The 18,683-nt window shown below is 65.8% G+C and carries 17 protein-coding genes; 6 read left to right on the top strand and 11 right to left on the bottom strand.

Going from position 1 to position 18,683, the window contains the following annotated elements; all coding sequences use genetic code 11:
• Positions 1 to 89 precede the first annotated feature (89 nt).
• From ISP14_RS00250 to ISP14_RS00225, 6 genes are all read right to left on the bottom strand, one after another.
• The gene (locus ISP14_RS00250; RefSeq protein ID WP_404534944.1) at positions 90 to 668 is read right to left on the bottom strand and encodes a class I SAM-dependent methyltransferase; all 579 of its coding nucleotides are present in this window, start codon (positions 666 to 668) and stop codon (positions 90 to 92) included.
• Positions 669 to 849: 181 nt separating this feature from the next.
• A complete protein-coding gene (locus ISP14_RS00245) occupies positions 850 to 1,782 on the bottom strand; it encodes a peptidylprolyl isomerase (protein ID WP_404534942.1) in 933 nt (310 codons plus the stop codon).
• A gap of 64 nt (positions 1,783 to 1,846) precedes the next feature.
• Complete coding sequence (locus tag ISP14_RS00240) at positions 1,847 to 2,773, bottom strand: 2OG-Fe(II) oxygenase (protein ID WP_404534940.1); 927 nt, start codon at positions 2,771 to 2,773, stop codon at positions 1,847 to 1,849.
• 60 nt (positions 2,774 to 2,833) lie between these two features.
• Positions 2,834 to 4,228, bottom strand: a complete 1,395-nt coding sequence (cycA, locus tag ISP14_RS00235; protein WP_404534938.1) for a D-serine/D-alanine/glycine transporter — start codon at positions 4,226 to 4,228, stop codon at positions 2,834 to 2,836.
• Between the two features lie 239 nt (positions 4,229 to 4,467).
• The gene (locus ISP14_RS00230; protein WP_404534935.1) at positions 4,468 to 6,510 is read right to left on the bottom strand and encodes a choice-of-anchor tandem repeat GloVer-containing protein; all 2,043 of its coding nucleotides are present in this window, start codon (positions 6,508 to 6,510) and stop codon (positions 4,468 to 4,470) included.
• 357 nt (positions 6,511 to 6,867) lie between these two features.
• The gene (locus ISP14_RS00225; protein ID WP_404536088.1) at positions 6,868 to 7,050 is read right to left on the bottom strand and encodes a MazG-like family protein; all 183 of its coding nucleotides are present in this window, start codon (positions 7,048 to 7,050) and stop codon (positions 6,868 to 6,870) included.
• Between the two features lie 85 nt (positions 7,051 to 7,135).
• Here ISP14_RS00225 and ISP14_RS00220 point away from each other — a divergent pair, with 85 nt between their 5' ends.
• The 3 genes from ISP14_RS00220 to ISP14_RS00210 are packed head-to-tail and all read left to right on the top strand — an operon-like array spanning position 7,136 to position 8,928.
• On the top strand, positions 7,136 to 7,540 hold the full coding sequence (locus ISP14_RS00220; protein ID WP_404534933.1) for a PadR family transcriptional regulator: 405 nt from the start codon (positions 7,136 to 7,138) through the stop codon (positions 7,538 to 7,540).
• Positions 7,537 to 8,484: a sensor domain-containing protein gene (locus tag ISP14_RS00215; RefSeq protein WP_404534930.1), complete on the top strand. Its 948-nt coding sequence runs from the start codon at positions 7,537 to 7,539 to the stop codon at positions 8,482 to 8,484. Before ISP14_RS00220 ends, ISP14_RS00215 begins: the two co-directional genes overlap by 4 nt.
• A 3-nt stretch (positions 8,485 to 8,487) precedes the next feature.
• Positions 8,488 to 8,928: a DUF1579 family protein gene (locus ISP14_RS00210; RefSeq protein ID WP_404534928.1), complete on the top strand. Its 441-nt coding sequence runs from the start codon at positions 8,488 to 8,490 to the stop codon at positions 8,926 to 8,928.
• A 167-nt stretch (positions 8,929 to 9,095) separates the two neighbouring features.
• Here the strand turns inward: ISP14_RS00210 and ISP14_RS00205 are convergent, their stop codons facing one another.
• Positions 9,096 to 9,998, bottom strand: coding sequence for a LysR family transcriptional regulator (locus ISP14_RS00205; protein ID WP_404534926.1), 903 nt, complete (start codon positions 9,996 to 9,998; stop codon positions 9,096 to 9,098).
• 146 nt (positions 9,999 to 10,144) lie between these two features.
• Here ISP14_RS00205 and ISP14_RS00200 point away from each other — a divergent pair, with 146 nt between their 5' ends.
• On the top strand, positions 10,145 to 11,572 hold the full coding sequence (locus ISP14_RS00200; protein WP_404534924.1) for an aldehyde dehydrogenase family protein: 1,428 nt from the start codon (positions 10,145 to 10,147) through the stop codon (positions 11,570 to 11,572).
• Between the two features lie 157 nt (positions 11,573 to 11,729).
• Here the strand turns inward: ISP14_RS00200 and ISP14_RS00195 are convergent, their stop codons facing one another.
• Complete coding sequence (locus ISP14_RS00195) at positions 11,730 to 12,770, bottom strand: S1C family serine protease (RefSeq protein ID WP_404534922.1); 1,041 nt, start codon at positions 12,768 to 12,770, stop codon at positions 11,730 to 11,732.
• Between the two features lie 158 nt (positions 12,771 to 12,928).
• Here ISP14_RS00195 and ISP14_RS00190 point away from each other — a divergent pair, with 158 nt between their 5' ends.
• Entirely contained in the window at positions 12,929 to 14,731 is a 1,803-nt protein-coding gene (locus ISP14_RS00190) for an amidohydrolase (protein WP_404534920.1), read from the top strand.
• A gap of 54 nt (positions 14,732 to 14,785) precedes the next feature.
• Positions 14,786 to 15,640, top strand: coding sequence for a hypothetical protein (locus ISP14_RS00185; RefSeq protein ID WP_404534917.1), 855 nt, complete (start codon positions 14,786 to 14,788; stop codon positions 15,638 to 15,640).
• A gap of 74 nt (positions 15,641 to 15,714) precedes the next feature.
• Here the strand turns inward: ISP14_RS00185 and ISP14_RS00180 are convergent, their stop codons facing one another.
• From ISP14_RS00180 to ISP14_RS00170, 3 genes are all read right to left on the bottom strand, one after another.
• Positions 15,715 to 17,301, bottom strand: coding sequence for a DUF1800 domain-containing protein (locus ISP14_RS00180; RefSeq protein WP_404534914.1), 1,587 nt, complete (start codon positions 17,299 to 17,301; stop codon positions 15,715 to 15,717).
• A gap of 210 nt (positions 17,302 to 17,511) precedes the next feature.
• On the bottom strand, positions 17,512 to 18,162 hold the full coding sequence (locus ISP14_RS00175; protein WP_404534911.1) for a DUF6348 family protein: 651 nt from the start codon (positions 18,160 to 18,162) through the stop codon (positions 17,512 to 17,514).
• Between the two features lie 2 nt (positions 18,163 to 18,164).
• Positions 18,165 to 18,683, bottom strand: a complete 519-nt coding sequence (locus ISP14_RS00170; RefSeq protein WP_404534909.1) for a M48 metallopeptidase family protein — start codon at positions 18,681 to 18,683, stop codon at positions 18,165 to 18,167.

Genomic DNA, 18,683 nt, shown 5'->3' with positions numbered 1-18,683 from the left:
TCCGATATATCGAATTGAGAAATTCAAGATATATCGTAGATATGTCGTTTGCAAGTGCGGATGAAGGATTGCCCTGGCAAGGCAGAAGTTCAGCGGTTGCGGCGGCGGATGCGCCAGACCCAGGCCGGCGGCAGGTTGAGCCAGGCGCCGCCGATGCGCTCGGCCTCCAGGCCCAGACGCTGTCGCAGCGCGCGCGGCACCGGGCAACGCAGGCCGTAGGTGAACTGGTAGAGCGCGCCGTCGTGCTGCAACTGGCGCTCGAACACACCCTCGATGATGGCTTCGACCTTGTCGTCCGGGATCGACAGCAGGGGCAGGCCGCTGATCACGGCGCTGGCACGCTCGTCGCCGAACAGCGACGACGAGTGACCCAGCCGGGCCGCATCCATGCGCAGCACGCGCGCATGCGGATAGCGCTGCGCCAGCGTGCTGGCCAACACCGGATCGGTTTCCACCAGCACCAGCCGGTGTCCGGGCAGGCCGCGCTCCAGCAAGGCCCGCGTAAACACGCCGGTGCCAGGGCCTAGTTCGATCACCGGGCCGTGCGCATGGTCGACGTGGGCGGTCATCAGCCGCGCCAGCGCGGGACCGGACGGCGCCAGGGCGCCCACGCTGCGCGGGTCGCGCAACCAGGCGCGCAACAGGTGCATCGTGTCGTTCAGGGACATGGGTGACGGGCCGGTTGGCGCATGGAAGCCACCATAACCGGAACGGTCAGGCCGGTTGTTCGGATACGGTTATGCCGCCGTGTCCATCGTCACGCGCAAGGCGCCGCCGGTTTGCCGCCCCGCGCAGCCGCTACCGCCCGGGGAAGGGCGGGACGGCAACCGTGCTTGCGATGGGGCATGGTTACAGTGGCTTCCCGTCCACCCGCACCGGCGCATGGATGTCGCAGATGCCTAGCTTGCCCACCGGCGTGGGATAGAACGCGCTGTGGCCATGGCGTGCGGCGTCGATCAGCGCGGCGAAGGTGGCGCTGCCGGTGCGCAGCACCTGGATGTTTTCGCGCTGTGCGGGCGGCAGGTCGGCAGCCAGCTTCACCGACCCGATCGGCGTCCGTTCGCCGGCCTTCTCGTAGAAACCCATCGGCCCGGTGCCGCGCGGCAGCGACGAGAGGTACGGCATGCCCTGCAGCACGCGGCCGATTACCGCCAGGTTGTGGTCCAGCCGGCGCGGCGCCTGGCCGATGACGGCGTACAGCGCGCTGCCATTGCCGCTGTCGGCGGGCACGTCGCGCCCCACGCCGACCATGCCGTAGCACTGCACCAGCCATTCCTTGCCATCGGCAGGGTCGCGCGCTACCGGAAAGCCCTCGGAGAAGCCGACCTGCGGCGCGTAGATGTCGCCGTCCGGCAGCGGCGTCCACGGCTGCTTGGCATCGATCGGACGGGTGAACTCCGGCGGCAGGGTGGCCTTGGCCTTGCCCAGCGGATGCATCTTCGCCTTGTCGCCGCCGTCGTCGCCGTTCGGGTCGTCCCACTGGGTGACGAAGTTGTCCTGCACGCGCACCACGGCGAGGCCGTCGAAATAGCCTTGGCGCACCAGGGTGCGGATGTTCTGCGCATGCAGCGGGGTGAAGTCCGGCGCCAGCTCGATCACTACGCGGCCGGCGGGCAGCTGCATGTAGAGCAGGTTGGCCGGGTCGGGTGTGCGCCATTCGGCGGGCCTCGAGGCCGCCAGCAGCTCCTGCGCGGTGGGCGTGGGCTTGTCCTGCGCAGCGAAGGCTGGTGCCGCGGCGAGAGCGAGCGCCATCGCGATGGCAGCGGCAGGATGAAGGCGCATGGTGATTTCCCCGGATGGTTGGCGTTGCGGCACGTTAGCAGGAGCCGGAGCCCTGCGTCGGATGCTATTTGCGGAAGCGCACGAAGGCGCGCTTGGCGAGGTACAGCAGATGCCCGGTGAAGCCGGCATCCTGGGCCTGGCGCAGCGCGGTGTTCTCGGCGTAGAGCATGCGGATGTGCCCGTCGCGCTGTTCGATCAATTGCTTGATCTCGGCCACGTCGCCGCGCGTCAGCGTGTGCCCTTCGTCCAGGTGCGTCGGCAGCTGGCGATTCACGTAATAAGTGGTGTGGCGCGGCGCCGTCTCCGCGGCGGGGCGATCCTTGGTGTAGAAGTACAACGCAACCGAACGGCGCGTGAGGCCGGCATGTTCCGGCGGCAGCCCGATCCGGTTGAAAGCGTGCCAGGAGCGTTCGGAGGTCTCGAAGATCACGCAACGGTTGAACGCTGGCGCGACCGAGCGCGCCGGGCGCGCATCGGCATGCGGGTCGCGGAACAACTCCAGGCAGCCGCCCCACGATGCGTCCCATTGCGGGTTGAGGTAGACGATGAGGTTGAGTCGCCGGTGCCAGCGTTCGCTGGGGTGGTAGTTGAAATCCACGTGCGGGTCGAGGCTCATCCCGTCGCGGTTCTCGTGAGTGCCGCCGCCGAGATACCACGGGTCGTAGATCAGGCCGTCGATGCCGGTGAGCTTGCCTACCGCTTCCAGGAACTCGGGGCTCTGGATCGCATCGTCGAGCTGCTGCCATACCGGGCCGAGCTGGCGAATTTTCGCCAGCGTGGACTTGCCGCCCGGCTTGCCGTCGTCACCCACCGCGTTGCCGCGTTCGAACGCGGGGAAGTGGTCCAGCAGCGCCGCGGCGAAGTCAGGCGCGAAGAAGTCGTCGATCACCACGTGGGGAAACGGCGCTGCCGAGGTGAACTCGGCCCTGCAGGTGTCCGCAGATTCCAATACGCGCGGATCGATGATTGAAGCTCCTGGCGAACCCTGCATGTGTCTTCCCGGCGGCGAATGGCGCGCCATTCTACTTGGCTTGCGGCGGCATGCCGGACGTCAGCTGCCCGCCTGGTCGGGTTTGCCGGCGCGCCGGCTCTTCAAGGCGTAGCCGATCCCCAGCAGCACGAACCACACCGGGCTGGCCAGCAGGGCAGCGCGGGTATCGGCTTGCAGGCAGAGCAGCACCAGCACGAACGCGAAGAACGCCAGGCACACCCAGCACATGAAGACGCCGCCGGGCATCTTGTAGGTCGAGTCCGCGTGCTGCTGCGGACGCTTGCGCCGGTAGGCCATATAGGCGCACAGGATCAGCGACCACACGAACATGAAGAGCACGGCGGACAGCGTGGTGACGAGGGTAAACGCAGTGAGCAGGTTGGGCACGAGGTAGATCAGCGCCGCGCCCAGCAGCAGGCAGAAGCAGGAGAACAGCAGCCCCAGCGAGGGCACCGCCGCCTTGGAGAGGCGCGCGAACGGCTTCGGCGCATGGTCTTCGTCGGCCAGGCCGTAGAGCATGCGGCTGGTGGAGAACATGCCACTGTTGGCCGAGGAGGTGGCCGAGGTCAGCACCACGAAGTTGATCAGGCTGGCCGCCGCCGGCACGCCGGCCAGCACGAACAGCTCGACGAACGGGCTCTTGTCCGCCTCGACCAGCCGCCACGGCGTCACCGCCATGATCGCCGCCAGCGCCAGCACGTAGAAGATGATGATGCGCACCGGGATCGAGTTGATCGCCTTCGGCAGATTGCGCCGCGGGTCCGCCGTCTCGGCGGCGGTGGTGCCGACCAGCTCGATGCCGACGAAGGCGAACACCGCGATCTGGAAGCCGGCGAAGAAACCCGACAGTCCGTGCGGGAAGAGGCCGCCGTCGTTCCACAGATTGGCCAGCGTGGCCTTGTTACCGGCCGGCGAATGGAAGCCCCATGCCACCAGCGCGAAGCCGACCACTACCAGCGCGACGATGGCGACGATCTTGATCAGCGCGAACCAGAACTCCAGCTCGCCGAACATCTTCACCGTCGCAAGGTTCAGGCTGAGCAGCAGCAGCACGCACAGCAGCGCCGGTATCCACGGAGCGAGATGCGGCAGCCAGAACTGCACGTAGGCGGCGATCGCGATCACCTCGGCGATTGCGGTGACGATCCAGCAGAACCAGTACGTCCAGCCGCAGAAGAAGCCGGCCCACGGCCCCAGCAGGTCGGTGGAGAAGTCGATGAACGACTTGTACTGCAGGTTCGACAGCAGCAGCTCGCCCATCGCGCGCATCACGAAGAACAGCATCACGCCGATGATGAGATACACCAGCAGGATCGACGGCCCGGCCAGGCTGATCGTCTTGCCCGAGCCCATGAACAGACCGGTGCCGATGGCGCCGCCCAGTGCGATCAATTGCAGGTGGCGGTTGGAGAGGCTGCGCCTCAGGTGCTCCGGTTGCTCGGTGGATGCGGACATGTGGGCGCCATGGTCGGAGACGGGCCGCCACGATAGAAGAAACCGCCGATCCGCTGGAAGTGCCGGCGAGGCCCGCGCAGCGTCCTCGTTTCTTCGAGCCATTCAGAAGTAGAGGTCAGGGTTGAGGATGCCCTGGCATAGCGGATGGGCGGTAGCCCATCCAGCGCGTAGTGCACATGCCCGGAACCCACCCTACGTGCGAGCACGTTATTGCGTAAGGGCAGCGTTGCCATGAACGCTTATGGGTGTGCGACATCCGTGTTCAGGAGCGTCTGACCCGCCGGCACAGTCATCGGCACGCTTGAGGTTATCCACGTGCAACCCGCCGCATTGCCGCAGTTGCCGGCGTTCTCTGACATCGACAGCTGCGAGCCATGCTGCCAGAGGATGTCTGCTCGCCCATCGCCGTTATAGTCCGCCGCGGCTACGAGTGAGTAACCTGTCACGGCGGCAGGTATTGCCAGCGACACGGCCGTGGGGGCCGTATTCGGATGCATCAGCCAGTAACCCCACTGAGATCCATCAGTGGTGCTCCAGACGAGGTCGTCCACCCCATCACCGTCAATGTCGGCAACAGCGGAGATCTTCCAGTTCGCCGGATAGGACGCGATGTAGCGGGAACTGAATCCACTGCCGGTACTCGACCATAGCCACAGGTCGTGACTGGCGCTCGTCCACAGTATATCGGCCCTTCCGTCACCATCGAAATCACCAATCGCCACCGGATAGTAGCCCGCCGTATACGAAACCGTGTGCGAGCCGATGCGTGTGTCGTTGCTCATCAGCCAGTAGGCAAATTGATGCGTAGTAGCATTGATCCAGAAGATGTCTTCTACACCATCGCCATCCATGTCGCCGGCACCAACGATGCTCCAGCCCGCCGGATAGGTGCCTACGTAGTAGGGCGAGAAGCCGCCGCCGGCTCGGCCGTTCCAGATGTAGAGATCGTTGTTGGGACTAGTCCAGAGGATGTCTGCGACGCCATCGCCGTTGAAGTCGCCGGTAGTCGCGGGGTAATAGCCCGCCGCCACGGACCTGTCTGTCTCCTGTACAGAGCCGTCGCCCGCCGGCAGGCCGATGGTCAAGGCTCCCGCACCATAGGAAACGATGTTCGCATTGCCCGTGCCGGCCAGATCGTTCTTTTTCGCCGTCAGCACCATCTTGAATACGGTGCCGCCACTTTGGTCACCTTGTGGACCACCGAGCAAGGTCGTGCCATAGAACGTACGAGGCTGCGGGCCGGCGATCAGGCTGATCGGCGCGTTGGCCCATTCGTTGTCGAAGTTGTGCAAAGTCGTATAGACGCCAGCCGTGGACAAACGAAATGCCGTGCCGGCGCTGTTTGTGCCGCCGTGGAAGGTCACGCCGTAGAGGTAGCCGTCGTTGCCCATTTGCAGCGAACGGGTCTGATAACCGCCGTCGGTACTGTTGCTATAGCCGGGCAGGAAGTCGAATGTGTGCAACACAGCGAATTGACCACCGGGCGACACACGGAAAATCGTGCCACCACCGGTGCTGCCGCCGAGCACGGTAGATCCGTAGAAATTGCCATCGGCCGCGTAGATCAGGTCGTTGGGCATCGAACCATCGTTGTTGTGGCCATTGGAGTCGAGCGCGTCGAAGGCGTATACGACGGAGAAGACACCCGTGGGTGTGACCTTGAAGATCACATCCGGAAGCTGGTTGAACCCACCATTGCCATTGGACGTGAGGCCGCCCGCCGGAAGGATGCCGTAAAAATTGCCGTCACCCCCAAGGACCAATCCCGTAGGCGGCGTGCCAATAAAGGTATAGATCAAGCTTTCCTGGCCATCGGGCGTGAGCTTGAAGATCCCACCTGCGGCAGCCGAATCAGCGCCAAACGTACCGCCAGAATTGGCGAGCCCGTAGAAATTGCCGTCCGGAGCCATGAACACTTCCGCTGGCGCGGTGCCGGTCGAGGGCGTGAAGTGGTAGATCGTCGATGGTGTGCCCCCCAACGTCACACTGAAGAGGCTTCCGCCATCGGCAACCGCACTGCGGTTGCCGTCATGGAAACTCCACGCATAGATGTTCGCATTGCCATCCAGCAGCAGGGTCGGCGCGGACATGGGATGCCACGTGTGGCTGACCTGCGCCATCACGCCAAGGCTCGCAGTGAGCGAGAAAAGTTCTGAATACGTGCCTACGTCGCCCTTTGGTACCACCATGAAAAGGCCGCCGGTACCGTTCGTACCGCCGTCGGATGCTGTGCCGATCAACACCCCGGACGGATGCCACATCAGGCCGGTTGGCTGGGCCATGGGTCCATTGGACTGCGCCCAACTACCCGGCATGTTGGCCAGAACGGTAACGTGTCCCGACGTTGCCGAAGCTGTGCCCGGCATGCTTAGACAGGCCAACGCGAGTACCAAGACACCTACGCCCGACACGGACGCACGCTGCCACCGCGCCGACTTCGGCGTCACTACGGATCCGCTCATCTTTTTCCCCAGGTTGACTTTCTAGTGTGGCGTCATGGCGTCACAAGTCACGATCCTGCAGATAGTGGCGAGGCGCTGCGGTCAGCACAAGTACTTGAAGGGCATCATCCTGCTAGGGGCTTGCATCGACGGTCTGGCCACAGTGCTCAGTTTTCGGCGGAAATCAACAGTCATGCCCTATTTACGAGCATCGCCTTTGGCTCTCGTTGCCGGATATTTCGACGCATTTATATTGAGCTTGTTCCGGACAGCGCTGGCTAGGTCGATTTCGAGCTTGTCGGCGAGCCGTAAGAGATAGATGAGGACGTCAGCCATTTCATGCTGGATGTTCTCGAGCTTCTTCGGAGTCAGTTTGTACATCGCGGACACGCATTGGTTTCATGCCCACCTCGACCGGCAATGCCGCCATGACTTCCGGCGCATGTACTAGTGTGAAGTAAACACTATGCTTCACTCCAAGCTATGGCGCAGTACGGGTGAGCACGTGGACGACATCGCCGGCCAACTGAAGAAATTCCAGAAGGAGCTGTCCACCGGCACCGTGTCGCTGGTGCTGCTGGCGGTGCTGGGGCAGTCGCGCCAGCCGTTGTACGGCTATCAGATCGCCAGGCAGCTGGAGCAGGCGGGCGAGGGCGTGCTGGCCGGCAAGCAGAGTGCGCTTTATCCGGTGCTGCGCAACCTGGAGGGCGCTGGCCTGCTGGCCAGCGAGGTGGAACCCTCGGTGAGCGGTCCGCCGCGCCGTTACTACCGCATCACAAAATTCGGCCGCGAGGTACTGCGCGAGTGGACCGCCGCGTGGAACGCCAGTCGCGACAGCGTCGACAAGGTATTACAGGGAGAATTGCGATGAATGCACCGTCCAGTAGGCCGCCGCGCACGATCGCGGAATATCTCGAACAGTTGCGCGCTGCCTTGCGCGGCGCCGATCCCGCGCTGATCCAGGACGCGCTGTACGACGCCGAGGAACATCTGCGCGCCGAGTTGTACGAGCGTCCCGGCCGCGACGAAGCGGCGATGCTCGAGCACGTGGTGGAGAGTTACGGCGCGCCGGACGAAGTGGCCGAGATCTACCGCGACCAGGAGATCAAGATCCAGCGCGCGATCCGACCGCCGCCGCCGCCGAAGCGGCGCTCGGCCGCCGGCCGCTTCTTCGGCGTGATCGCCGATCCGCGTGCCTGGGGCGCGCTGTTCTATCTGCTGTTCGGCCTGGTCACCGGCATCGCCTATTTCACCTGGGTAGTCGCCGGCCTCTCGATGTCGCTGGGCTTTTCGGTGCTTATCATCGGCCTGCCGTTCATCGTGCTGTTCTTCGGCAGCGTGCGCGGGCTGGCCTTGCTGGAGGGGCGCCTGGTGGAAACCATGTTGGGCGTGCGCATGCCGCGCCGGCCGCCGTATCCGCCCAGGGACATGACGCTGTTCCAGCGCATCGGCGCGATGTTCACCGACCCGCGCAGCTGGAGCTCGATGCTGTACGCGCTGCTGCTGCTGCCGCTGGGTATCTTCTACTTCACGCTGATCGTGACCTGGCTCGCCGTCTCGCTGAGTTTCATCGCCGCACCCGTCCTGAAACTGGTCGCCGCGACGCAGCACTGGGACGTCGGCACCTGTACCGGCGGACCCGATTGGCTCTGCAACGGCGTCGAATGGATGAACGGCTGGGGTGGCGTGACCGTGCTGTGCCTGCTCGGACTGCTGTTGTTCTTCACGATGTTGCACGTGGTGCGCGGCCTGGGTTACCTGCACGGCCAGCTTGCCAAGCTCCTGCTGGTGCGTGGCGTCGAGCAGAGGGCATAAGCGATGGCAAGCGCACTGGAAATGCTCGCCGGCGAATGGGAAGGCGAGGAGAGCATCGCCACCACGCGCTGGGGCGAAGGCGGCCCGGCCCGCGGGTACCTGTCCGCGCGGATGGACCTTGGTGGCCGCGCGCTGTTGATGGATTACCGCGAGGAGCGCGACGGCCAGCCCGCGCTGCAGGCACATGCCGTGTTCACCGCCGGACCCGGGCACGACGAATACGCGCTGCACTGGTTCGACAGCTACGGTTTCGTTCCTGCGCAACCGGCGCCGGGGCACTGGGACGGCGAGCGGTTGGTGTTCCTGCGCAGCTCGGCACGCGGGCAGACGCGACATGTGTATACCTTGCGCGACGGTACTTGCGAACTCGTGCTGGAAAGCTCGTTCGACAGTGGCGTGCATTGGGAGCCGGTGATGCAGGGCCGGTATCGGCGCGTGGTGTAGCCGGTCCGCGTCGCGACGACTGCGGCCGGTCTTTCCACGGCGCTTCCCGTTCCCCCGGTGCGGCGTTGCCGGACGCCCGATGTTGCCGTCCACACCAGTAATCGTGCGGAGCAGCTGGGCGGCTTTCGCAGCCGGATGGTGCGGTGGCGCCGGCGCGGGTATCTGGTTCAGTCCGCGGCGAGTCGCAGCTCGCGAACCAGTTCGATCAGCGCGCGCAGCCGGGCAGGCACGAGGCGGCGGCCCGGATAGTAAAGCCTCAGGCCGCCGAAGGGCGGGCACCACGGCAGCAGCACGGGCACCAGCGCACCGGCTTGCAGTTCCTCGGCGATAAGCCAATCGGAGATGAAGCCGATGCCCAGCCCGAGCAGCACGGCCTGCTTGATCGCGGCCAGCTCGTTGAGCGCCATGCGCACCGGCAGGTCCATCTGCAGCTTGCGGCCGTTCTTCTCCAGCTCCCAGTGGTAGATGCCGCCGTGCGACATATTCATGCCGATGCTCTGGTGCTTGAGCAGGTCGCGCGGGTGTTTGGGTGTGCCGTGGCGTTCCAGGTATTCGGGTGTCGCCACCACCAGCATGCGCAGGTCGCGCGACAGTGGCACAGCGATCATGTCCTGCGGCACCGACTCGGCGAGGCGGATGCCGGCGTCGAAGCCTTCGGCCACGATGTCGATGATGCGCGACTCGCTCACCAGGTCGATGCGCACTTCGGGGTAGCGTTGCGCGTAATGGCCGAACAGCGGTTCCAGCAGCAGCGACGCCGCGCCCTGCGGCGCGTTGATGCGCAGCGTGCCGCTGGGCGTGTCGGGCCCATGGCCGGCTTCCTCGCCGGCGCTGCGGATTTCGGCAAGCGCCGGGGCGATGCGCTCCACATAGCGTTGTCCAGCGTCGGTGAGTGCCACGCTGCGTGTCGAGCGGTTGAACAGGCGCACCTTCAGGCGAGTTTCCAGTCCCGCCACGGCGCCGCTCACCGCCGTGGTCGACATGCCCAGCTCCTGCGCCGCGCCGCGGAAGCTGCGGCGGCGCGCGACGGCCAGGATCACTTCGAGTTCGGTCATTCCCGTGCGGTGCATGGATTGTCCTGATATTCGGGATACATCATTCATGATAAGCCGGATTATCAGGATGATGATCTCTCCCTAGACTGCGTTGCGCAACGACCCCGTCGCCGGCTCTCCCGGCCTGGTGGGGCACTTTCACCTTTCCGGAGGAAATCGACATGCAACGCATCGAACACATCTATATCAACGGCGAATTCGTCGTCCCGCACGGCCAGGAATGGTTCGACCTGCACAACCCCAGCACCGAGGAAGTCATCGGCCAGGTGCGGCTCGGCGATGAGCAGGATGCGCAGCGTGCGATCGCGGCGGCCAGGGCGGCGTTTCCCGCATGGTCGCGCACCACGCGCGAGCAGCGCATCGACGCGCTGCAGCGCATGCACAAGGCCATTGCGGCGCGCGAGGATGCGTTGATGGAAGCCGTCGTCACCGAATATGGCGCGCCGCACGCGCGTGGTCGCTGGATGGCGACCTATCCTGCCGACGTCATCCTGCAGGCAATCGACGCGCTGCGATCCTTCGCGTTCGAGGAACAGGCCGGCAGCGCACGCGTGATCTTCACCCCGGTGGGCGTGGCGGGCCTGATCACGCCGTGGAACAGCGACGCGGGCTTCATCTGCAACAAGCTGGCGACGGCGCTGGCGGCCGGTTGCACCGCCGTCATCAAGCCCAGCGAGATGAGTGCGATGCAGACGCAGGTCGTCATCGAGGCGCTGCATGAGGCCGGCCTGCCCAAGGGCGTGTTCAACATCGTCAACGGGCGGGGCGACGTGATCGGCGAAACCATCGCGCGCCATCCCGACATCGCCAAGATCTCGTTTACAGGTTCGTCCACGGTGGGCCAGCACCTGGTCAGTGCCGGCGCCGAAACGATGAAGCGGGTGACGCTGGAGCTGGGCGGCAAGTCGCCCACCGTGGTGCTCGACGACGCCGACTTTGCCGCCATCATGCCGCTGGTGCTGCAGGCCGGATTCGCCAACAGCGGCCAGGCCTGCATCGCCGGCACGCGCATCCTGGTGCCGCGGCAGCGGCTGGCGGAATTCGAGCAGGTGGCGAAGGTCGCCGTCGCACAGATCAAGTCGGGCGATCCGCGCGATGCGGCGATCGACATCGGCCCGATGGTCAGCGCGAAGCAGTGGGAACGCGTGCAGGGCTACATCCGTCTCGGCATCGAGGAGGGCGCACAGCTGCTCGCCGGTGGCGAAGGCCGGCCCGATGGCCTGCATGCCGGCTGGTTTGTGAAGCCGACGATCTTCACCGGCGCCAACAACCAGATGCGCATTGCGCGCGAGGAAATCTTCGGCCCCGTGCTCACGATCATTCCCTACGAGGACGAAGCCGACGCCATCGCGATCGCCAACGACACGCGCTATGGCCTGAGTGCCGTCGTGTTCGGCAAGGATGTCGAACGTTGCGAGCGCGTGGCGCGCCAGATCGATTCCGGTCGCGTGCTCGTCAACACGCTGGCCAACGAACCGCGCGCGCCGTTCGGTGGCTTCAAACACTCCGGGCTCGGCCGCGAGATGGGCCGCTGGGGCATGGGGGCGTACCTTGAGCCCAAGACCTTGCTGATGGCGGCAGGCGGCTGAACCGGTGCGAACGCGAGCCGCTTGACAGCAAATCGAAGGAAACCGAAGAGCGCCCCAGTGATGGGGCGCTGTATTGCGACGATGGCGCACAAGCGTGGAAAGCGGGGGGCGGTGCCGGCAGGGAGCGAAGTGGGGTGCCGGCCGCCTGCGCTCAACGTTAGGCCAACTCGCCAGGCACGATGGGTAACTCCAGCCGCCGGTCGCGGCGCAACACCACGATCGGCGTGCTGCGGCCGATGTGTTCGGCATCTAGCAGACGGTGCAAGCGGTCGATGCCGTCCACCGCCTGGCCGTCGAAGGCGATCACGATGTCGCCGTCCTCCAGCCCTGCGCGTGTGGCCGGACCGTCCGGTGCGATTTCCATCAGCCGCACGGCGCTCTCGATCGGCAGATCGAAGTGGCGCACGTAACGGCGCAGCAGGCGCAGGTTCTGCGCGCTCACGCCCAGCGAGGCACGCCGTACCCGGCCGTGGCGCATCAGCTGTGGCACGACCTGCTGTGCGATGTCGATCGATGTCGCGAAACAGATGCCCTGCGCCGCGGCGATGATCGCCGTATTGACGCCGATCACGCGGCCGCTCGCGTCCAGCAGCGGGCCGCCGGAATTGCCCGGGTTCAGCGCGGCATCGGTCTGGATCACATCTTCGATCAGGCGTCCGCTTACCGCGCGCAGGCTGCGCCCCAGTGCGCTTACCACGCCAGCGGTGACGGTGGATTCGAAACCGTAGGGATTGCCGATCGCCACCACCAGCTGCCCGACCCGGATCGCGCGTGTCGAACCGAGCGCCAGCGCGGGCAGCGGCTGCGGCGCGGCCACGCGCAGCAGCGCGAGATCGGTATGCGGATCGGCGCCCAGCAAGTCGGCCGCGAGCGTGTGGCCGGTCGTGGTCAGCACCTCGATCCGGCGCGCCCCTTCCACCACGTGCGCGTTACTGAGGATCAGCCCGTCCGGCGTGAACAGGAAGCCGGAACCGCCGCCGCCCGGCAACTGGCGTCCGCGCGCATCGCGGCGGTCCGGCACGGTGATCGCGACCACCGCCGGCCCGGCGCGCTCCGCGACGCCGGTGACCACCCGAGAGTAGGCGTCGAGGGCGGTTTCGTCACTGCGTCCATCATCGTGGCTGCCGCTTGCCGGCGCATGGGCGGCTTGCGTCCCTTCGGAGGCATCGGCGATGCGATGGATTCTGGTGTCCAGCATGGACGCGATATGGGGATGGTCGCCCGCACGACAAGTGCCGCGGCTCGGGGGGGATCGCTGTCTGCGCGGCGCGGATTCCATGACCCATGGCGGTTGACCCCGTCGGGCCGCCTTCCTACGCTGCCCCGGCACACCTGTGCGCTCACCGGGGAAACAGCATGCGCTTGCGTCGTTCGTGCCTTCCGCTTTTCCTGCTGGTGTCGATGACGGCTTTTGCCGCCGATGCACCGGTCAAGGGCTTCCCGCCCACGCTTGCTTCCGCCGACCTGGTGCTGCGCGATGCCAACATCGCCACGCTGGACCCGCTGCAGCCGCAGGCGCAGGCGCTGGCAGTGAAGGACGGCAAGATCGCCGCGCTGGGCAACGACGAGGCCATCGCCCGCTACATCGGCCCACGCACCAAGGTGCTGGACCTGCACGGCGCTTTTGTCACGCCCGGTTTCATCGAGGGCCACGGCCATCTGATGGACACCGGCGATGCGCTGACCCAGCTCAATGCGGGCACGGCGCCGAACTGGGATGCCGTCGTGGCGATGGTGAAGGCCGCGGTGGCCAAGGCCAAGCCGGGCGAGTGGATCGTCGGCCAGGGTTGGCAGCAGAGCAAATGGGACAAGGTGCCGCAGCCCAATATCGACGGCCTGCCGCTGCCGGCCAGCCTCGACGCGGTATCGCCGAACAACCCCGTGCTGCTCGCACACGCCAGCGGCCACGCGATCTACGCCAACGCCATGGCGCTGAAGCTCGCCGGCATCGGCCACGACACGCCCGACCCGGTCGGCGGCAGCATCGTGCGCGACGCCCAGGGCAACGCCATCGGCGCGCTGCGCGACACCGCAGGTGACGCGGTGTACGCCGCCTACAACCGTTACCTCGCCAGCCTGCCGCCGCAGGAGCTGGCCGCGCGCAAGGAGCAGTCGCTGAAGCTCGCCATGCAGAACGAGGTGAGCAAGGGCATCACCGGCTTCGTCGACATGGGCCAGGACTTCGAGACCATCGATTGGCTCAAGCAGCAGGCGTCCAAGGGTTTCCCGCTGCGCCTGTACGTCAACGTCGGCGTGCTGGACGTCGCCAGCCTCGACAAGAATCTCGCCAAGTACCGCACGATTGGCTTCGCCGACGACCACTTCACCGTGCGCGGCGTGGGCGAGGATGTTTCCGATGGCGCGCTGGGCACGCACAGCGCGTGGTTCCTGCAGCCGTACAACGACGCGCCAGGCGTCACCGGCAAGAACGTCACGCTGATGAGCACGCTGGAGCAGATCGCGCGCATCGCCGCGCGCGACGGTTTCCAGGTGTCGATCCACGCGATCGGCGACCGCGCCAACCGCGAACTGCTCGACATGTACCAGAAGATCTTCGCGGAAGATCCGGCGGCGCACGCGCTGCGCTGGCGCATCGAGCACGCGCAACACCTGGCGCCTGCCGACATCCCGCGCTTCGCGCAGATGGGCGTGATCGCCTCGATGCAATCCATCCACGCCTGCTCGGACGCGCCCTACGTGGTGCCGCACCTGGGCGAGCAGCGAGCGAAAGAGGGCGCCTACGTGTGGCATACGCTGATCGAAAGCGGCGCGATGGTGCTGGACGGCAGCGACACCCCGGTGGAGGACACCAACCCCATCGCCGGCTTCTACTGCGCGGTGACGCGCGACAACGGCCGCGGCCAGCGCTTCTTCCCGGCCCAGGCCAAGACGCGCATGCAAGCGCTGCGTTCCTACACCTGGAACAACGCCTACGCGCTGTTCGAGGACCATCAGCTGGGCTCGCTGAGTCCCGGCAAGCTGGCTGACATGGTGGTGTTTTCCGGCAACCTGCTGACCATCCCGGACGACCAGATCCTGCGCACGCGGGTGCTGTACACGGTGGTGGGAGGCAAGGTGGTGTATCAGCGGCCGGATGCCGGCGCGTGGCGCAACGGGCAGCAGTTCAAGGCGATGCCGGAGTTCGATCACGTGAATTGATGGGTGCTGGACCTGACTCCGTTTCCTGGTCCAGTCCCGTCGCAGGAGCCATCGATGCCAAGCTCGTTGAAATGGAACGCGGTGGTGGTCGCGGCGCTTGCGATGATGTCGTGGTGCGCATTCATGTTCGCGAAGCATGACCCGGCGCTGCGGCCGATAATCCCCTTCGGCGGCGATCCTTATGATGCGGTCGGCTCCTTCGCCGTGCTCGGTGGAGCAGTGCTTGCACTGCTCTCTCTCGTCCGCGCCATCCGCCCGGGGCGAGCCGTGGTCCCAGCCGCGGCAGAGCTACACCTACTGCGCTGCGAGACTGCCGTTGTCCTCACCGTATACGCCATGCTCGCGAGTGACGTTATCGCGATGGCGCGTCATCCGTCCGCATGGCTGGGCCTGGCGGCGGGAAACCTGCTCGTCGCACTCATCATCACCATGAGCGCGCTTGCTACGGGCACGTTGCTGCTGATCAAGCGATCCGCTCGAAATCCCCACACCGCCGCACCACTCTCGTGGAGAAAGGCGGTCTTGGTCGCATCGGCGTGCGTCCTGGCGCTGTTCTTTTACCCTGAGGCATGGGTTTCGACACTCTTCCCTCATCTGCTGACGATTGTTTTCGGAGATGTGATCCTGTTCGCTCCGATCGGCCTTCTTCTCCCAGCGATGTTTCCGGAAAAACGGGGTGCGGTTTCGGCCGATGCGCTTGATCGGCATCCGATCGGCTGGGTGCGATGGGGCGTCGTCACGCTGGTCGGGATCGGGCTGGGTCTTGTTGTTTTCGCGGGCGAGATGAGCGGGGGCGGACCGCCTGCGGGCCGTCTAGTGCTCGTCGCGTCGGTTTATGTCGGCCTGATCATTGCCGCCATCCTCATTGCTTATGCGTTTTTGGCCAAGCCAATCGGCCTCGCATCGTAGAGCGCGTGCCGATCATCCTGGTGCACCGGCAAGGGTGGCTTGGCTACTAGGGCGGTCTCGCCCGAAGCGGTGTCTTAGCGATAGTTAAGGTCCGGCGAGGCGAGCAGGAAAGTGTTCCATTCCTGCTGCGATTGCGCTTTGGCCAGCGCGCCGCGCGCGGCACCGGAGAGGTGCGGCTCGATCGCGTCGTAGTACAACCGCGTGGCGAGCATCGGGAAGCCGGCCTGGCGCGTCTGGCTGCCAGGCGGCGTGAACAGCTGGGTATTGCCGTTGCCGATCGCGGCGGCGATGTCGAAGCGTGTGGACAGCTGGCCCGAGCTGGTCCAGCTCGCGCCGTCCAGCGGCCAGCCGTCGGGGGTGATGCGGCCGTACAGCGGCTCGCCCAGCTGATCCAGCCAGTACAGCAGCGGCAGCGCATTCGCGATCGGCTTGCCGTCGTAGGCCAGGCGCACCGACGACACCACGAAGCGGGTGGGGTCCATGAACTGGCGGCCGTTGGCCAGCAGCTCGGGTGCGTCGAACAGGGTGCGCAGCACGGCGGCGATGTCGCCGTCAGTGCGCTGGAAGGTCTGGGCCATGCGCGCCACCAGTGCGGGCGGCGGAGTGTCAGCCACGAAGTACTGCGCGAGCTGGCGGGAGATGAACCGCGCGCAGGCAGGTTGGTGCACGATGATGTCCACCGCCTCGCGCACCTCGGCATAGCCGCCGCCCTTGATGTGCCGGCCCAGCAGGACTTTGTCGCTGAAGTCGTGGCGGTACGGGTTGAACTGGAACAGGCCGCGCTGCACCACCAGCGGTGCCGCCTTCGCGTTGAAACGCTGCGGCTTGCCGTCCACCGGCGCGATGCCGACGCCGGTGAGGATCAGCGCCAGCTGCTGCACGTCCTGCTGGGTGTAGCCCGCGCCCACGCCCAGCGTGTGCAGCTCCATCAGCTCGCGCGCGTAGTTCTCGTTGACGTGGCCCTTGGCGTTCTGCGCGTTGTCCAGGTATTCCAGCATCGCCGGGCTTTCCAGCGTGGCCATCACCAGGTCGCGGAACTTGCCCAGCGCATGCGGGCGGATCACACGCTGCTCGTAGTCGGCCAGCTCCCAGCGGATGCGGCCCTTGGGTGCGTACACGCTGAAGTGGTTGAGCCAGAACCACACCAGCTGTTCCTTGAGCTGGTTCGGCCCGTACACCGCCTGCAGCAGCTCGGCCTGCCGCGCTTCCTGCATCAGCTGGTTGCCGTGCTGCTGCAGTGCCTTGTTGGCGGCGTCCTTGTCTGGCCCAGCGGGCATCGCGTTGATCTGCTGCTGGGTGCCGTAAAGCCCGGCGAGCAGCTGCGGCAGTGGCGTACGCACTGCCTCGTAGCCGTGGATCAGCGAGGCGACGGGTGGCGACAACGGCTCATGCACCTGGTCGGCGAGTTGCGCGTTCAGCAGGCCGTCGCGACCTTGCGTGCGATAACGCGCCACGTCCGCGCTGTCCACGCCGAAGCCGTCGCGGCGCAGCCAGGTGAGATCGTCGCGGCTGAGCGTCGCACCGGTGGTCGTCGTGTTCTGGCGCGGTGACGTGCCGGCACAAGCAGCAAGGAACAGAACGGCGCATGCCAGCAGGACTGATGGCGCAACTCGTAGGGGCAGCATAAGGATGGGACGGATGGCGGCAGTACGACTGCGCATGTGGTTATTCCAGGCCGGCTCGGTTGAATGCAATCAGTTGTCGACGGCTGCGTAAGCGGCACGATGGATACGTGTTCATGGCCTCTTGCCGTTCAGTCGACGCTTGCAAGCGGGTGAAAAGGTGGCAGGGACAATGCTGCGTCGGCAGCTGCGTGGGTGGTGGTCTTTTGCCCATGCACCGGCGCCTCCCGCCAAGTCCGCGCGAGCTACTCAGTAATCACGCACGTCCAGCAGGATGAAGCCGTGGGCGCTGTAGTGGCCGCTCTGCGGCCATGCCAGGACGGACAGGGCATCGGTGCCCGCGGCCCATGGTGCGTTGTCGAACAGGACTTCGCCGCGCGCCTCGCCTGTCGCCGTGCGACGGTACACCACGCGCAGCCAGTGCAGTTCGGGAGACAAGGTTTCGCGCTGCAGCACCGTCTCGATGGCCGCAGGTACTTGTTCCAGCATTTCCAGGTCGGTGATGTCCGCGCCGTGCACGGCGAAGGGGCCGGCGAACACGTCCCAGGTGCGGGCGCCGGTGTCCCACGTGGTGATCGTGAGCTTGCGGTCATCGGTGACGTACCAGCAGGCGGCCAGCAGCGGATGGAACGCGCTTTGCTCGAACGCGCGGAGGGCGGCCATGCAGCCGTCCGGGCCAGTGCCGTGGCCGGCAAAGCTTTCCTCGATGCAGCGTTCCTCGCTCAGCACGATGTCGATGTCGAGGTGCCCCGGCTCGCCGGCCATGCCTTCGTGCCACTGGGCGCGTACGGACGGAAAGTCGCCGTCGGTGGTCAGCCAGCCGTCCTCGTCGGCGTCGAGCACCACCTCGTGCTGCTCGAACAGTCGCAACAGATATTTCTGCAGTGCCGCGCCATCCATCGTCATTCCTGTGGGTCGGTGATGTTCGTCGAAGGTAACTCGCGCCAGGTCAGGTACAGGCGCAGGTCGAATTCCCGCTGGTGGTAGTCCGGTAGCATGTGCTGGCAGAGTTGGTAGAACGCCTTGTTGTGCTCGGCCTCCTTCAGGTGCGCCAGCTCGTGCACCACGATCGTCTGCAGGAACTCCGGCGCAGCGGCCTTGAACAGGCTGGCCACGCGGATCTCCTTTTTCGCCTTGAGCCGGCTGCCCTGCACGCGCGAAATCGCGGTGTGCAGGCCCAGCGCGCGCTGCACCACGTCGAGCTTGCTGTCGTACAGCACCTTGTCTATGCCCGGCGCGGTCTTCAAGTGCTGCTGTTTCAGCGCGGCCACGTAGGTGTACAGCGCCTTGTCGCTCTGCACGTCATGGCGATCCGGGTAGCGCGCGGCCAGGTGCTCGCCGAGGCGTTGCTGCGCGATCAGCTGGTGCACCTTGTCCTGCAGGGCGGGCGGATACGCCTGGAGATACTTCAGCGGGGTCAT

This window comes from Dyella agri, from assembly GCF_044904705.1.
Classification (GTDB): Bacteria; Pseudomonadota; Gammaproteobacteria; order Xanthomonadales; family Rhodanobacteraceae; genus Rhodanobacter_A; species Rhodanobacter_A agri.
The sequence above is the reverse complement of the archived record's forward strand: the minus strand, read 5'-3'. Positions and strand labels throughout refer to the sequence as shown.

Coding starts and splice junctions, on each gene's coding strand:
- ISP14_RS00250 (WP_404534944.1), bottom strand. CDS start 668: ATGTCCCTGAACGACACGATGCACCTGTTGCGCGCCTGGTTGCGCGAC.
- ISP14_RS00245 (WP_404534942.1), bottom strand. CDS start 1,782: ATGCGCCTTCATCCTGCCGCTGCCATCGCGATGGCGCTCGCTCTCGCC.
- ISP14_RS00240 (WP_404534940.1), bottom strand. CDS start 2,773: ATGCAGGGTTCGCCAGGAGCTTCAATCATCGATCCGCGCGTATTGGAA.
- cycA (WP_404534938.1), bottom strand. CDS start 4,228: ATGTCCGCATCCACCGAGCAACCGGAGCACCTGAGGCGCAGCCTCTCC.
- ISP14_RS00230 (WP_404534935.1), bottom strand. CDS start 6,510: ATGGCCCAGCCAACCGGCCTGATGTGGCATCCGTCCGGGGTGTTGATC.
- ISP14_RS00225 (WP_404536088.1), bottom strand. CDS start 7,050: ATGTACAAACTGACTCCGAAGAAGCTCGAGAACATCCAGCATGAAATG.
- ISP14_RS00220 (WP_404534933.1), top strand. CDS start 7,136: ATGCTTCACTCCAAGCTATGGCGCAGTACGGGTGAGCACGTGGACGAC.
- ISP14_RS00215 (WP_404534930.1), top strand. CDS start 7,537: ATGAATGCACCGTCCAGTAGGCCGCCGCGCACGATCGCGGAATATCTC.
- ISP14_RS00210 (WP_404534928.1), top strand. CDS start 8,488: ATGGCAAGCGCACTGGAAATGCTCGCCGGCGAATGGGAAGGCGAGGAG.
- ISP14_RS00205 (WP_404534926.1), bottom strand. CDS start 9,998: ATGCACCGCACGGGAATGACCGAACTCGAAGTGATCCTGGCCGTCGCG.
- ISP14_RS00200 (WP_404534924.1), top strand. CDS start 10,145: ATGCAACGCATCGAACACATCTATATCAACGGCGAATTCGTCGTCCCG.
- ISP14_RS00195 (WP_404534922.1), bottom strand. CDS start 12,770: ATGCTGGACACCAGAATCCATCGCATCGCCGATGCCTCCGAAGGGACG.
- ISP14_RS00190 (WP_404534920.1), top strand. CDS start 12,929: ATGCGCTTGCGTCGTTCGTGCCTTCCGCTTTTCCTGCTGGTGTCGATG.
- ISP14_RS00185 (WP_404534917.1), top strand. CDS start 14,786: ATGCCAAGCTCGTTGAAATGGAACGCGGTGGTGGTCGCGGCGCTTGCG.
- ISP14_RS00180 (WP_404534914.1), bottom strand. CDS start 17,301: ATGCGCAGTCGTACTGCCGCCATCCGTCCCATCCTTATGCTGCCCCTA.
- ISP14_RS00175 (WP_404534911.1), bottom strand. CDS start 18,162: ATGGATGGCGCGGCACTGCAGAAATATCTGTTGCGACTGTTCGAGCAG.
- ISP14_RS00170 (WP_404534909.1), bottom strand. CDS start 18,683: ATGACCCCGCTGAAGTATCTCCAGGCGTATCCGCCCGCCCTGCAGGAC.